Annotated in this window: 9 protein-coding genes; all 9 read left to right on the top strand. The window is 73.8% G+C overall.

Annotated features, from left to right (window positions below):
* Positions 1 to 174: 174 nt before the first annotated feature.
* The 9 genes from eccCa (at position 175) to ACZ6KY_RS33405 (ending at position 15,343) form a co-directional block, all read left to right on the top strand.
* A complete protein-coding gene (gene eccCa, locus ACZ6KY_RS33365) occupies positions 175 to 4,173 on the top strand; it encodes a type VII secretion protein EccCa (protein ID WP_469313991.1) in 3,999 nt (1,332 codons plus the stop codon).
* A gap of 26 nt (positions 4,174 to 4,199) precedes the next feature.
* A complete protein-coding gene (gene eccD, locus ACZ6KY_RS33370) occupies positions 4,200 to 5,612 on the top strand; it encodes a type VII secretion integral membrane protein EccD (RefSeq protein ID WP_469313992.1) in 1,413 nt (470 codons plus the stop codon).
* A gap of 13 nt (positions 5,613 to 5,625) precedes the next feature.
* A complete protein-coding gene (gene eccB / locus ACZ6KY_RS33375) occupies positions 5,626 to 7,005 on the top strand; it encodes a type VII secretion protein EccB (protein ID WP_469313993.1) in 1,380 nt (459 codons plus the stop codon).
* Positions 7,002 to 8,222, top strand: a complete 1,221-nt coding sequence (locus ACZ6KY_RS33380; RefSeq protein WP_469313994.1) for a hypothetical protein — start codon at positions 7,002 to 7,004, stop codon at positions 8,220 to 8,222. The genes eccB and ACZ6KY_RS33380 overlap by 4 nt, the downstream gene beginning before the upstream one ends.
* Positions 8,219 to 11,482 carry a right-handed parallel beta-helix repeat-containing protein gene (locus ACZ6KY_RS33385; protein WP_469313995.1) on the top strand — a complete coding sequence of 1,088 codons (3,264 nt, stop codon included), beginning with the start codon at positions 8,219 to 8,221 and terminating at the stop codon, positions 11,480 to 11,482. Before ACZ6KY_RS33380 ends, ACZ6KY_RS33385 begins: the two co-directional genes overlap by 4 nt.
* Positions 11,483 to 11,586: 104 nt before the next feature.
* Entirely contained in the window at positions 11,587 to 11,928 is a 342-nt protein-coding gene (locus ACZ6KY_RS33390) for a WXG100 family type VII secretion target (protein WP_469313996.1), read from the top strand.
* 84 nt (positions 11,929 to 12,012) lie between these two features.
* On the top strand, positions 12,013 to 12,300 hold the full coding sequence (locus tag ACZ6KY_RS33395) for a WXG100 family type VII secretion target (RefSeq protein ID WP_469313997.1): 288 nt from the start codon (positions 12,013 to 12,015) through the stop codon (positions 12,298 to 12,300).
* Between the two features lie 5 nt (positions 12,301 to 12,305).
* A complete protein-coding gene (locus ACZ6KY_RS33400) occupies positions 12,306 to 12,911 on the top strand; it encodes a hypothetical protein (RefSeq protein WP_469313998.1) in 606 nt (201 codons plus the stop codon).
* 131 nt (positions 12,912 to 13,042) lie between these two features.
* Positions 13,043 to 15,343, top strand: a complete 2,301-nt coding sequence (locus ACZ6KY_RS33405) for a WXG100 family type VII secretion target (protein ID WP_469313999.1) — start codon at positions 13,043 to 13,045, stop codon at positions 15,341 to 15,343.
* Positions 15,344 to 15,380 lie beyond the last annotated feature (37 nt).

A 15,380-nucleotide genomic window follows, 5' to 3' on the forward strand; every position in this document is an offset into this window, starting at 1 on the left:
TCCACCCCCTCTCCCCATACAGCCGCCCCACCACCCCCCCCCCCCCCCCCCCCCCCCCCCCCCCCCCCCCCCCCCCCCCCCCCGACAGCTCCCGTCCAAGAACCCGGTTGGACAGCCCCTGATGTCTCTGCAGTCGCTGGAGTACGGCATGCCCAAGCACGGAGGGAAACGGGAGTGAGTACCGTCCTGGTCAAGCGCTCGCCGCGCGCCGAGGGCCCCGCTCTGCCCGAGGGGCAGATCGAACTGGCCGAGCCCCCGGTGCTCGGCGAGCCGGCCGTCGCGGACTTCGGCTCGGCGCTGATGTACCTGCCGATGGGCCTGGGCACCGGGGCCATGGTGCTGATGTTCTCGATCCACGGCTCCGGCCAGAGCACCTACCTGATGTCCGGCATGATGGGCGTCGCGATGGTCAGCATGACGCTGACCCAGATCGGCCGCGCGGGCGGCGAGCGGCGGCGCAGGCTGCGGGCGGAACGCCGGGACTACCTGCGGTACCTGACGCAGAAGCGGGGCCAGGCCCGGCAGGCGGCGACCGAGCAGCGCGCGGCCCTGCTCTGGGACAACCCGGACCCACGGCACCTGGAGGCGCTCGCCCACGGCACCGGCCTGTGGGAACGCCGCCCCAGCCACGAGGACTTCGCACGGATCCGGATCGCGCTGGGCCTGCGGCGGGCGACGCTGGAGTTCCTGCCACCGCAGACGAAACCGGTGGAGGACCTGGAGCCGCTGTCGGCGGTGTCCCTGCGCCGCTTCACCGAGGCGCACCAGACGATCCCCCAGCTCCCTGTCCCGGTCGCCCTCAGGCGCTTCACCAGCGTGGAGTTCGCCGGTGCGACTGAGCCGGCGTCGTCCCTGGTACGCGCCATGATCGGACAGTTGGCCCTTTTCCACTCCCCGGACGAACTGCGCATCGCCCTGCTGGGCAGCGCCGCGGCGCAGGCCGGGTGGGACTGGCTGAAGTGGCTGCCGCACAACACCCATCCCGGCGAGGAGGACGCGGCCGGGCCGGTGCGACTGGCCGCCGACAGCCTCGACGCGCTGATGGACCTGCTGGGCTCTGAGGTGCGCGACCGCCCCGACCACGACCCGGCGGCGTCGCCGAGCGTCGCGGAACCCTTCGTGGTGATCGTGGCCCAGGGGGTGCGGATCCCCGCCACCTCGCGGTTGCTGGCGGGCGGCCTGCGCAACGTGGTCCTGCTCGACGCGACGGGCTCGATGGCCGGTGGCCCCAAGGTGCTGCGACTGAACGTCACCGAGGACCAGGTGGAGTTCCCCTCCGGGGACGAGCTGGTGACGGCGAACGCCGACACCCTCAGCACCGTCGGCGCCGAACGCCTGGCCCGCGCCCTGGCACCGCTGCGCACCAGCAGCACCGTGGACCTGGCCGAGCGCCCGCTGGAGTCGGACCTTGACCTGGTCACCCTGCTCGGCATCCGCGACCCGCGGACCTTCGACGTCGCGGCCACCTGGCGGCCACGGCAGCAGCAGGCGGCCCGCCTGCAGGTGCCGCTGGGGGTGACCGAGGACGGCGAGGTCGTGCAGCTGGACCTCAAGGAGTCCGCCCAGGGCGGCATGGGACCGCACGGCCTGCTGATCGGCGCGACCGGATCGGGCAAGAGCGAGCTGCTGCGCACCCTGGTGATGGGCCTGGTGGCCACCCACTCCTCCGAGGTGCTCAACCTGGTCCTGGTGGACTTCAAGGGCGGCGCGACCTTCCTGAACATGGACCGGCTGCCGCACACCTCCGCGGTGATCACCAACCTGGCCGACGAGATCCACCTGGTCGACCGGATGCGCGACGCCATCAACGGCGAGATGATCCGCCGTCAGGAGCTGCTGCGCGAGTCCGGCCACTCCTCGCTCTTCGAATACGAGAAGGCCCGGGGCGCCGGCGCAGGCCTCGCCCCGCTGCCCTCACTGCTGGTCATCGTCGACGAGTTCTCCGAACTCCTGGCCAGCAAGCCGGAGTTCGTCGACCTCTTCGTGTCGATCGGCCGCCTCGGGCGCAGTCTGGGCGTCCACCTGCTGCTCGCCTCCCAGCGACTGGACGAGAGCCGGATCCACAAGGTGGAAGGCCATCTCTCCTACCGCATCGCGCTGCGGACCTTCTCCGCGATGGAGTCACGCAGCGTGATCGGCGTCTCCAGTGCCTACGAGCTCCCCTCCGCCCCCGGCAACGGCTTCCTCAAGATCGACACCACCAACCTGGCCCGGTTCAAGGCGGCCTACGTCTCCGGTCCGGCTCCCGAACCGGCCGCCGCGGGCGCCGGCTCGGCGCTGCCGGACACCCCGGCAGCGGAGCTGACGCTCTTCGGGCTGGCCCAGCAGGGCCCGCTGCGATCGGAGTTGGCGGCCCGGGCGCTGGCCGAGCAGTCGCTGCACCCGGCCCGGCTTCAGGAGCCGGCCGGTCCGGCGCCCGGTGGCGAGCCGGGCGCGGAGAGCACGGCGAGCCTGCTGGAGGTGCTGGTGGACCGGCTGGCGCAGAGCGGGCCGCCGGCCCGGCAGGTCTGGCTGCCGCCGCTGACCTCCTCCCCCAGCCTGGACCAGTTGCTCCCGGGGATCGTGCCGGACCCGGTGCGCGGGATGAGCGCGGCGGACCATCCCTGGCTCGGCGCGCTGCGCGTCCCGCTGGGCCTGGTGGACCGGCCCTTCGAGCAGCTGCGCGAGATGCTGGTGGCCGACCTGTCGGGAGCCGACGGCCACGTCGGCCTGGTGGGTGCCCCGCAGACCGGCAAGTCCACGACCCTGCGCACCCTGATCCTCTCGCTGGCCCTGACCCACACCCCGCAGGAAGTCCAGTTCTACTGCCTGGACTTCGGCGGCGGCGGGCTCGTCTCCACCGCGGGCCTGCCGCACGTCGGGTCGGTGGCCACCCGCCTGGAGCGCGACCGGGTACTGCGCACGATCGCGGAGCTGACCCAGCTGCTGGAACGGCGCGAGGCGGAGTTCACCTCGCGCGGCCTGGAGTCGATGGCGGCCTACCGCGCGCTGCGCGCCGCCGGCACGATCGACGACCCGTACGGGGACGTCTTCCTGGTGGTGGACGGCTGGTCCACGCTGCGCCAGGACTACGAGGATCTGGAGCCGAAGGTCATCGAACTCACCTCCCGGGGCCTCTCGTTCGGGCTGCACGTGATCGCCTCGGCGGTGCGCTGGTCGGAGATCCGCCCCCGCCTGCGCGACCTGCTCGGCACCAAGCTTGAGCTGCGGCTCGGTGATGCCACCGAGTCCGAGATCGGCTCGCGGATCGCGGCCACCGTGCCGCACCAGGCAGGCCGCGGCCTGACGGCGGTCGGCCACCACTTCCTGGCCGCGCTGCCGCGACTGGACGACTCCGGCGCCACCGACGACCTGACCACGGCCACCAAGGCTGCCGTGGCGGAGGTCGACGCCTTCTGGACCGGGCGTGCCGCCCCCGGCGTGCGCCTGCTGCCCACCCGGCTGCCGGTCGACCAACTCCCTGCGGCCGACGGCGATCTGCGGGTCTGTCTGGGCTGGGACGAGCAGCGCCTCGAACCGTCCTGGCACGACTTCGCCACCAGTGCGCACCTGATGGTGATGGGAGACGGCGAGAGCGGCAAGACCAACACGCTGCGCCTGGTGATCCGTGCCATCACCTCCCGCTACACCCCCGACCAGGCCCGGATCATGGTCGCCGACCCCGGTCGTGGCCTGCTCGCCTCGGTGCCCGAGGCGTACCGGGTCGGCTACGTCGTGGACCGCGACGCGCTCGCCGAGCTCGCTGCCAACGCGGCCGTCTCGGTCGGCAAGCGGGTGCCGGGCCCGGACGTCAGCCCCGAGCAACTCGCCCGGCGCGACTGGTGGCAGGGCCCGAGGCTGTTCGTCATCGTCGACGACTACGACCTGGTCTGCGGAGCCGCCGGTGTGCCCTCGCCCATGGCACCGCTGGTCCCGCTGCTGGCCCAGGGCCAGCACATCGGCCTGCACCTGGTGGTCTCCCGCAGCACCTCCGGGGCGATGCGGGCCATGATGGATCCGATGCTGCGGCGCATGTGGGAGCTGGGCAACCCGGCCCTGCTCTTCTCCTACCCCAAGGAGGAGGGCAAGTTCCTCGGCGAGGCCAAGCCCCGCACCCTGCCCGCCGGCCGGGCCCAGTTCGTCACCCGCCGGTCCGTGCGGCTCGTCCAGACCGGGCTGGTGACGCCCTCATGACGACCGCGCCCGCCCACACTCCCGCCGTGCATCAGAGGAGCACCATGTCGACCGCCGCGCCCGCGGTGTCCCCCTCGTCCAGCGAGGTCTGCCGACTCACGATCGTCCACCCGGGCGGCCGCTGTGACGTCTCGGTCCCGCTCACCACGTCCGTCGGTGACTTGCTGCCGGCCCTGTTGCGCCACCTCCCGCAGTCGCCGCAGGAGCGCGGCACCCCCCTGGTGCTCCAGCGGCTGGGCGAGGAACCACTGGACCCGGACGGCACGCCCGAGAGCCTGGGGCTGCGGCACGGCGACCAACTGCACCTGCGGCCCGCCGACGCGGCCCTGCCCGCCCTGCACTTCGACGACGTCGCCGACGGCGTGGCGCACGTGGTCAGGGCGCGGCCCGACCGGTGGCAGCCTTCGACCAGCCGCCGCCTGGCGCTGGCGCTGGCCGTCCTGGTACTGGCCGCACTGAGCGCCTCCCTGCTGAGCAGCGACCCCGGACCGTTCTCCGCCAAGTGCGCCGGGGTGATCACCGCCGTGCTGCTGGTGACCGCCTGCGTGGTGGCCTCGCGGCCCGACGGGGACCGCGGCGCCGTGCTGATCGCCGCGCTGGGCGCGCTGGCCCACGGCGCGCTGGAGGGGCTGGCCCTGCGGAGCGGACCGCACGGCGGCTTCACCTCCGGGCCGGGGGCGGTCCTGGTCGCCGCCGGGGGTGTGGCGGTGGTCGCCGCCGTCCTGCTGACCCTGCGGCCGCTGCCGCCGGTCGTGCCCGGCACCGCCCTGCTCACCGCGCTGGCGGCGGCCTCCGGGGCAGGGCTGGTGCACGCCTTCCACTGGCGCACCGATCAGGCGGTCGCGGTGGTCGCGGTCGCGCTGTTCGTCCTGGGACACGTGGGACCGCGACTGGCGCTGCGACTGGCCCGCGTGCAGGCCCCGCTGCTGCCGCACAACGCCGAAGAGCTCCAGCAGGGCATCGCCCCCGAACCGCAGGAGCGGATCGAACAGCGCGTCACGGCGGCCAACGACTACCTGAACGTCCTGGGCCTGGCCTCCTGCGTGGTGTACGCGTCGGCGTTCCTGGCCCTGGCGCACGCGGGGGGCTGGGTCGGCTGGACGCTGCCCCTGGTGTTCACCGGCGCGGTGCTGCTGCGCTCGCGCGGGCTCACCGGCACCCTGCAGCGCGGGCCGATGGTGGTCTCCGGCGTCCTCGGCCTGGCCGTGCTGCTGGTGCGCGCCGGTGCGGGAGGGACCGGCGACCGGGCGCTGGTGCTGGCCGTGCTGCTGACCGCGACCGTACTGCTGACGGTGTGGGCCCCCCGGATGTCGGGGCGCCTGCTGCCGGTCTGGGGGCACAGCGGGGACGTGCTGGAGATGATCGCGGCGATCGCCCTGCTCCCGCTGCTGCTCCAGTTCCTGGACGTGTACGCCCACATCCGCGCGCTGGCCGGCTGAGGGGCGGCGGCAGATGCAGACGCGACGCGACCACCTGCACGCCCACCGGTTCGCCATCGGCCGGCTGGCCACCGCCCTGGTCAGCGGTGATACGGGCCGGGGCGACAGTCCTACGAGGCGGGCCTCGCTCGGCACCTTCTTCGGAGCCGGCGTCGTGCTGCTCCTCTGCGCGGGATCCGCCGCCTTCGGACTGCTGTCCCCGGCCGCGGACACCAGCTGGCGCAAACCGGGGTCCATCGTGGTGGAGCAGCAGACCGGCAACCGCTATCTCTTCCTGGGCGGCACGCTGCGCCCGGTGCGCAACTACGCCTCGGCCCTGCTGCTGGCCGGGCAGGGCGCCGCGGTCCGTTCCGTCTCCGCGAAGTCGCTCGCCGGCACCCCGCACGGTGCCCCGGTCGGCATCAACGGCGCACCCGACTCCCTGCCCGCGCCCGCGGCGCTGCTGCCGGGCCCGTGGACCTGGTGCCTGCGTCCGGACCTGGCCGGTGGCCAACTGCTCGACCTCGACCCGGCCGGGCAGACCTCCCCGGTCCCCGCCGACCGGCGCATCCTGGTGGCGGGGCCCCACGGACAGCGCTTCGTGCTGTGGCGCGGCGTCAAGTACCCGCTGCCCGACGACGCCGCGCTGATCGCGCTGGGCCTGGACGGCGGCCACCCGCTCTCCGCCCTGCCGACCTGGCTCGCCGCGCTCCCCACCGGCGTCACGCTGGCTCCCGCCGGGATCGCCGGCAGCGGACGGGCGGCCGGGCAGGTGGGCGGGCGACGGGTGACGGTCGGCCAGCTCTTCGAGACCCCCGCGAGCGGGAGCACCGCGCACGGGGGTGCGGCGGCGACCGGCACGGACCACCACTACGTGATGACCGGCAAGGGCATCGCCACGGCCAGCGCCACCGAGGCGGCCCTGCTGGCCGCCCGGCCCGGCGCTCCGGCCGTGCTGCGGGTCAGCGCGACCGACATCGCCGGCGCCCCGATCTCCCACGACCAGTCCCTGCTCACCACCCTGCCCGACGTGCTCGGCACGCACGCCATGGACCAGGCCGGCCAGGCGGTCTGCCTGCGCCAGCAGGCCCACGGGGCCAAGCTGACCAGCCAGTTGGTCGTCGAGCGGGGTCCCGCCGCCACCAGCGGCCGGACCCTGCTCATCCCGCCGGACGCCGGCCTCCTGGCCGTCGACCTGGACCAGCTCGCCCGGCCGAACGCCACCGCACAGACCTTCCTGATCACCGATCAGGGGATCGCCTACCCGCTGGCCGACGGCAGCACCGCCGCAGCCCTGGGTCTGGGCGGCGGTGGCCGGACGGCCGTGCCGGAGAGCATCCTCGGCGCGCTGACGCACGGTCCGTTGCTGGACCCCCGCACAGCCGCCGACACCGTCCGGGAGGCCGGCCGATGACGCCACAGCCACTGCCCGCGCCGTCCACGCCACCCGACGGTCCACGGCCCGGGCCCGAGCGACCGGGCGAGGCCGCAGTGCTCGCCGCCCTCGAACCCTCGCCGTCGCCGCTGCCCCCGCCGCCGTCCGCGGGCGGCGTCGGGGCCGGGCCGCCCGCGGCCCAGCCGGTGGTGCAGCTGCTCCGGTCGCCGCTCATGGGCGGGATCCAGCTGGAGTCCGGCGCGCCCGAAGGCCCCGTGCCCGAAGCCACCCGGCCCAGCCCCGCCCTGGCCGGCGCACCGGAACCGGAATCCGTCACCGCGGCCACCGTCGCCCCCGCCGTCCTCGTGCAGCCGGTGCCGGCCAAGGCGGCCTGCGCCGTCCCGCCACAACGCGGGATCGCGCGCGAGCGCGACTGGGTACGGCGCACGTACGGCGCCCAGTACCACGCGACGGCCGGCATCGTCTCCCGGGTGCTGTCTCAGGCCCCCGGGCTGCGCGGCAGCTCGCGGGCCATGGAGGGTGACGCCCTGACGGACCTGGTGGCGGTGCGCCTGTACCTCGGGGGCGACAGCGCCGCGGTGGACGACGCCGTGCGGCAGGCCACTGTGGGACCGCACGTCCCGTTGGCCCGCTGTGTGGCCTCCGGACTGCGCCGGCTGCCCTCCTACCGCGGGGCCGCGCTGCTGCGGTCGCGGGTCAGCCACGCGGAGCGCGACTGGTACCGCACCGGGCACACGACCACCGAGTGGGCATTCTGTACCGCGCAGGCCGCCGCGCACGCCGGGACCGAGGACGGCACCGACTTCCTGATCTGGTCGATGACCGCCCGCCGCACCAGCCTGCTGGATCCCGGCTCGCCCGATCGCGTGATCTTCGCGCCCGGCACCGCGTTCAAGGTGCTGCGGGCGGGCTCCGAGGCCGACGCCCCCGTCCTGCTGCGCGAGGTGCTGGCCGACGAGCGGACGCAGGACGGCCGCGCCGACGCACCGCGCCTGCCGCTCGACGAGATCGCCCTGGACGGCCTCGACCAGGCCCTCCGGGTGCTGGCCTGGGCCCAGGAGGCGGCCGCCGCGGCTGCGGCGGCGGGGAAGCCCGGCACGGCGCCCGCGGGTACCCCGCTCGGCGCACCGCCCGGACTGATCACCCTCGCCTCCCGCTCGCGGACGCGCGTCGCGGGGAGCACGCCCGCAGCCGCGCGGAACACCCCCGTGCCCGCCGAAGGAGCGACACTGTGAGCCGGCAAGTCCTCGTGGTGTCCGCGGACCGTCCGGGCGCCCACCGATCCATCGCCGCCGCCCTGGCCGACGCCGCCGAGGGAGCGCTGATCACGGTGGCGCCCGGCCGCTACGAGGAGACACTGACCGTCACCCGGCCGGTGACGCTCGCCGCCGAGGGCGCCACCGGGACCGTGAGCATCCACGCCTCCACCGGCAGCACGGTGGTCCTGGACGCGGAGGCCGTGCAGCTGACGGGCCTCCAGCTGTCGGGCACCGACCCGCAGGCGCCGGTGCTGGACGTACGGCGCGGGCAGGCCGCCCTGGACGACTGCCAGATCTCCGGCGGAGCCTGGGCGGCCGTACTGGCGTGGCAGGACGGCATGCTGGCGCTGCGCGACTGCCAGGTTGCCAACACCCAGGGCGCCGGCATCGTGGTCACCTCCGGCGGTGGCAACGTGGTGGAGCGCTGCGCGATCACCGAGGTGGGCTCCTCGGCCGTGGTGGTCGCCGAGCACGGGCGGCTGATCGTGCGGGACTGTGGCGTCGACCGGCCGCGCGGCAACGGGATCTGCGTCAACGGCAACGGCGCCGTCCTGATGGAGGCCAGCCGGATCCACGGGAGCGGCAAGCCGGCGGTGGCCGTGGAGCAGAACGGCCGGGCCGAGCTGCGCAAGGTCACCGTCACGGCGAGCGCCGCCCTGGACGCCTACCTGACCAGTGCCGCCTCGATCGTGCTGGCCGAGTGCTCGTTCACCGGCTCGGGCGGCCAGGCGGTGCACATCAGCGAGGGCGCCACCCCTCTGCTGCGCGACTGCGTGATCGACTCCGCTGCGACCGGCGGGGTGCAGGTCACCGCGGGCTCCCGCGCCCGTCTGGAGAACTGCCGGATCACCGGCAGCCCGCTGGGCCTGCTGGTGGAGGCGGGGAGCACGGCGGACTGCGCCGGTCTGACGATCGGCGGGGCCGCCGTGGCCGTCCGGGTGACCGGACAGGGCGGCCTGACGGTGCAGGAGGCGGACCTGTCGCTGGACGGTGGCGTGGGACTGGAACTGGGCGACCGTGCGCAGGCTCGGCTGTCCGATCTGCGGCTGCGCTCAACCGGCGGCACCGCCCTGACCCTGGCCGGCGCCGCGCGCGCCGAGCTGACCGCCTCGGTCCTGCGGGGCGGCCCGGTCCTGATCGACACGGACTCCGAACTCATCGCCACGGACAGCGAGTTCTCGGACTCCGGCGCCGACGGGATCCGGCTGGCCGGTGGCGGGTCGGTCCTGGCGGTCGGCTGCCGGATCAACGGGGCCCGTGGCCACGGACTGAACGTGCAGGCCTCCGCCCGGGCGGAGCTGGACAACTGCGCCGTCTTCGACAACGTCGGCGACGGCGTGCGCTGCACCACCGAGGAGGCGGTGCGGGTCCACGACTGCGAGATCCGCGACAACGGCGGCGGTTCCGTGCACCGGCTGGGCGCCGGCCACCGGCCACCCGCCGATCCGGGCCGCCCCGACGGCGGCCGGCCCGCGGACGCGGCCGGTACCGGGTCGCAGTCCGGCGGCGAGCGGGCACCGGACGCGCCGACGACCGCGAGCGGTTCCCCCGGACGCCCCACGGGCACCGGCCCGCTGGCCGAACTGGAGTCGCTGGTCGGGCTGGAGAGCGTCAAGCACCAGGTCACCGGCCTGATCGACCTGAACAAGATGGCCCAGCGACGCCAGGAGATGGGGCTGCCGATGCCCCCGATGAGCCGCCATCTGGTCTTCGCCGGGCCGCCCGGGACCGGAAAGACCACGGTGGCCCGCCTGTACGGCGCGGTGCTGGCCGAGCTGGGCATCCTCAGCAAGGGCCACATCGTCGAGGTCGCCCGGGCCGACCTGGTCGCCCAGATCATCGGCGGCACGGCCATCAAGACCACCGAGGTGTTCCGCAAGGCGCTCGGCGGCGTGCTCTTCATCGACGAGGCCTACACGCTGACCAACCAGTCCGGGGGCAGCGGACCGGACTTCGGCCAGGAGGCGGTCGAGTCCCTGATGAAGCTGATGGAGGACCACCGGGACGAGATCGTGGTCATCGTGGCCGGCTACTCCGCGCAGATGGACCAGTTCCTGGCCTCCAACCCCGGCATGGCCTCCCGGTTCACCCGCTCCGTGGAGTTCCCCAACTACAGCCCGGCCGAACTGGTCACCATCGTGCGCGGCCTGTGCGCCAAGCACTACTACGAGCTGGACGAGGGCGCGCTGGCGGCGCTGAACCGCTACTTCGAGGAGGTGCCGAAGGGCGCCACCTTCGGCAACGGACGGGTCGCCCGGCAGATCTTCGAGGAGATGATCAGCAAGCAGGCCTCCCGGCTCGCCGCCCAACCGCACCGCGACGACGAACTGAGCCTGCTGACCGGCCCCGACGTGCTCACCGTCCCCGGCGAGCAGGCCGTCGGCAACGCCACGGACGAACCTGGGCAGACCCGGCCCGCCGACACCCCCGCGCTGCGCGCGCTGGCCGCCATGACCGGCCTGGACACCCCCCGGGAGAAGCTGAATCTGCGGCTGGCCGGCCTGGCCCGGCTGCAGCGGTCCGGCAAGCCGACCGCCGGCCTGGCGAACGTCGTCCTGCAGGGTCCGCCCGGCAGCGGACGGCGGGCGCTGGCCGCGCTGTACGGGCGACGGCTGGCCGAACTCGGCCTGCTGCCCACGGGCGTGACACACCGCCTGGCCCTCTCCACGGTGCCCGCCCGCTGGACGGAGCAACCCCGGTTCGGGCTGGCCGCCGCCCTGACCGAGGCGGCCGGCGGGCTGCTCCTGCTGGACCTGGACCCGGCCTTCGGCCACCGGCCGACCGCCGAGCGGACCGCCGTCCTGAACGCGCTGACCGAGCTGGCCGGCGCGCCGCAGGGCACCGAGCACGCCACAGTCCTCGCCTTGAGCGGCAGTTCACCGCAACTGATGGACCTGCTGCGAGAACGCACCGACCTGGCCGCGGCGTTCGCGGAGTTCGTCGAGCTGCCCGCGTACACCGCGGAGCAGGCAATGGATTTGACGCGTCGTCAACTCGCACTGGTCGGGTTCCGGTTGGACGGACCGGCGGTTGCGGCCCTGGTGGACCGGTTCACCGAGCAGCCACCGTGCGGCGGCGCGCACGAGATCCACCGGCTGGCGCAGGACCTCGCCCGATCGGCTCGCACCCGCCTCGTCACCGTCGAGGACCTGTCGCCCGATCCCGCCGTCCCCGAGCCGGCCGCACCCCGAGCCGCACCTCGGACCGCGGATTCGGCACCGCTGGTGCACTCGTGACCCCATCCCCGGGCCATCTCCCATCACGACGGTGCTGACACCTGGTCAGCACCACCCCCTCCCTCCGCCGGTCCACCGGCCGGCGCCCGACCGAAGGACGACACATGACTGCGACCTCCGTAGAAATCCAGGGCATGACCGCTGCCCAGGGTTCCTTCCAGCACGCCCTGGACGAGAGCACCAACGCGTACGTGCAGATGGACGGCCAGATCGAGGGCCTGCGGGCCAGCTGGTCGGGTCAGGCGGCCCAGATCTACAGCCAGGCCATGCAGGAGTGGCTGGCCGACTTCCAGAAGGTCAACCAGGCGCTGACCCAGATGCTGGAGAACCTCGCGTCGAACACCAACGTCTATGCGAACACGCACGAGAACACCCAGCAGCTGGCCAACCAGCTGGCCCAGAGCATGGGTTCGGGCGCCACCGGTCTGCCCGGCTTCGCGTCCTGACCGCCGCGATCCCGCCGTCCGATCCTCCGGTCGGCCGACCCCCGGCCCTGTGACCATCCAGCCCTCCGAGAAGGAGTCATCAGCATGACCACGTACACCGTCCAGATGGAACAGGTCGACTTCATCGTCGGCGAGATGAACGCCATCACCCAGCGGATCAACCAGACGCTCACCGAGCTGGAGACACAGACGAGGGCCAACCTCGCGGAGTGGACCAGCGACGCCCAGCAGACCTACGCGGTGGTCCGGGAGCAGTGGCACGCTGCCGCCGCCGACATGACGGCGAAGTCCGCCCAAGCCGCCCAGCAGCTCGGCGCCATCAACGAGTACTACGCCAACGGTGAACGCCAGGGCGTTCAGCTCTGGGGGTAGTGACCATGGCCACCGACCAGAACGACGGCGGCAACGCACCGACGAACAACCACCCCGGCGGCACCGGAGTGACCCCGACAAACGAGCACGAGCCCGTGATGGAGATGGACAACAACTCACCGAATCACTACACCGGCGGCACCGGAGTGGACCCAGGGCACTCCGACGCCCCCTGGCCGGTGATGTTCGAGCCGCCCCCGGTCCCGAAGGGCAAGAGCGGCGGCAGCGGCACGAGCGTGGACACACCGTCGATGGAGCTCTTCGCGACCAACCTGAACCTGCTGATCGACGGCACGAACTTCGCGATCACCAGCCTGGACGACGTCCAGGTGGAGCCGGGCGCCTTCTACGACGCCAACAAGATGCGCACCACGGTCAACGGCCCCAACGCGGACGCCGGCCTGAAGGGCCAGTACCTGGCCGTCCTGCGCGACCTGGGCAAGGGGCTGAGCGACCTGCACGACGGGATCATCACGCTGGCCACCAAGTACAAGTCGGCCGAGGACCGCAACTCGATCACGTCCACCGACCTGCAGACCGTCATGGCCTCGGCGCCGGGGGACTTCACCACCATGTTCGGCGATGTCCCCAAGCCCGGCGGCGGTTCCTGACCTGCCGCCCCCGCGGCTCGCGGTCACCGCTGCGACCCCGGCAGAGACCGGTCCGGTGACCGCGGGCCGCAACGGCGGACGCCTCGCACCGCAGGCCCGACAACAACGCGACGACAGGAGGACGGTTCACCATGACGAGCTACAACGGCGGTGGATTCACCCAGGGCGACGACGGCACGATCTTCGGCAACCCCGGCTCGGATCCCGGCTCGGCGAGCGACTACTCCTCCTGGGACTGGAAGCAGATCGAGGCGGCCGTCTTCGGGATGGCCGCCGGCCCCGACAGCGTCACCAACCGCAACCAGGCGAAGTCGGTGGCCGATCCCGCCTCGCTGGAGAAGGCGGCGCAGAACTTCTTCTACGTACACGACGTGCTGTCCGGGATCGCGCTGAGCCTCACCGACCAGACCAAGGCGCTGGCCGGCAGCGACGGCCCCTGGAAGGGCGCCGCGGCGGACTCGTTCGTGACCATGATCGACACCTTCTCCAAGCAGGTCGCGGCCACCGCCGACGTGCTCTCCGGCGGCTCACAGGGCACCGGCTCGGTCTACCGGCAGCTCGCGGACAACGCCATCACCCTCGACAACGCGCAGAAGAAGATCGTCGCCATCGACCTCTGGTATGCCCAGGAGGCCCAGAAGCTGGGCGTGAATGCGATGTCCAACGGCCTCATCCCGATCAGCCAGAAGCCGGAGCTGGTCGCCATGATGAACGACGACATGCGGACCGTGCTCAAGAACCTGGCCTCCGAGTACCAGGTCACCGTCGACTCCATCCGTGCGCCCGCCCCGATCACCCCGCCGGTCAAGGACCCGGGTACGGACACCACGAACAAGGACGGCCCCAACACGGACGACACGGGCAAGGACGGCCCGAACACGGACGGCTCGGGGGGAGGAGCAGGCGGCGGCCCCAAGCTCACCACGGTCCCACCGCCGACCGCCAACAAGACCGCGCCCGAGCCACAGTCCTTCCCCGGGGGCCTGGGACTGGGCGGCGGCACCGGGGGCTCAAAGGGCGGGACGGGCAGCACGCCGCCTCCCGCGACCGTGACCCCCTTCCCCGGCGGGACCGGCCTGGGCAACCTGGACCTGAGCGGGCTGGACCACCTGCTCAACCCCCTCGGCAGCGGGCTCGGCCTGGGCGGCCTCAAGCTGCCGTCGTCCTCGCCGTCCGCGTTCGACGGGAACCTGGCCTCCGACGGCCTCCCGGGGCAGTTCGGCCGGGGCAGCCGGTTCCCGGGTGTGGGCGACCTGGGCTCCCGGACCCCGACCGGTCCGGTCACCGAGTCCGGCCTGCCCGAAGAGTTCTCGCCGCCGCGCACGACCATGCTGTCCTCGTCCGGCCCCGGCGCGGGAGAGGGCATCAGCGCTGCGGGGGAAGGCGCCGGCGAGGGCGGCACGGGCATGCCGATGATGCCGCTCGGCGGCGGCGCGGGGCAGCAGACGCCCACCGACCGCAGCGATGCCTCCGGCCTGATCGACGCCGACGGTGAGCCCTGGGAAGGGTTGCCCGAGGCCGGCGAGGAGGTCGGCTCGACGCTGGGAGCCACCGCCGGCGGTGCGGTCCTGGGACTGCCGGGCGAGCAGCTCGCCGAGGAGCTGACGATCGTGCAGGCGGTCGGCCCGGGCACGGCGCTCGGCTCCGCCACCGGCCGCGGCACCGGGCCGACGGCGTCGGCCGAGCGCGGTGGCCCGGACGCGCACGGCGAAGGAGCCGGCCGGCCCGACACCGAGGTCAGCTCCTGGAACGAGCCCTGGACCGGCGAGTTCGACGACCTCGGCAGCGTCGACGGCACGTCCGCCGCCGTCGTGCCCGCCGAGGGCCGGGAGAACACCACGGCACCGGCTGCCACCCCGACCGCGCCCACGCAGGCGTCCCCTGCCCCTGCCCCTGCCCCTGCCCCTGCCCCGACGGTCGGCTCGGACGGCGCCCCGCTGCCCGTCGGGCCGGCCGCCCCGCCGGTCCTGGCCGGCACCGAGGAAGCCGGGTCCAGCGCCGACTGGGACGTGGCCGGGGCGGCCTTCGTTCCCCTGCTGTGGACCGCCCCCACGGAGAACGAACCCGAGGTCACTCTCGCGGGCCGGGCACGGGAGGGAGCGGCCACCTGGGGCGGAGGGAGCGACCCCACGGCCACGGTGGCCGGCACGGACCTGACTCCACCGGGCCCCGCGTGGGCGACCTGGCAGCCGGTCCGCACCCCCGCAGCCGGTGCGGGGACATCCCCTCCCAGCGCCGTCCAGCTCTCCTGCGGAGTCGCCACGCCCGAGCAGGAACAGGCGTTCGCCGACGAGGACGCGGCAAGGCTGGCGGCGCAGGAGCGGGCCGAGGCCAAGGCCGCGGAGCCGGCTCCCGGCATCCCCGACCTGCTCGTCCAGGAGCGGAACGCCTGGGGCGCACCGGCGTCCCAGGGGCCCGACGCACTCGCCTGACACCGCGCCGGAACTCCTCCGGCAGCACCGAACAGCG

This window comes from Streptomyces sp. NPDC042002 (assembly GCF_055588305.1).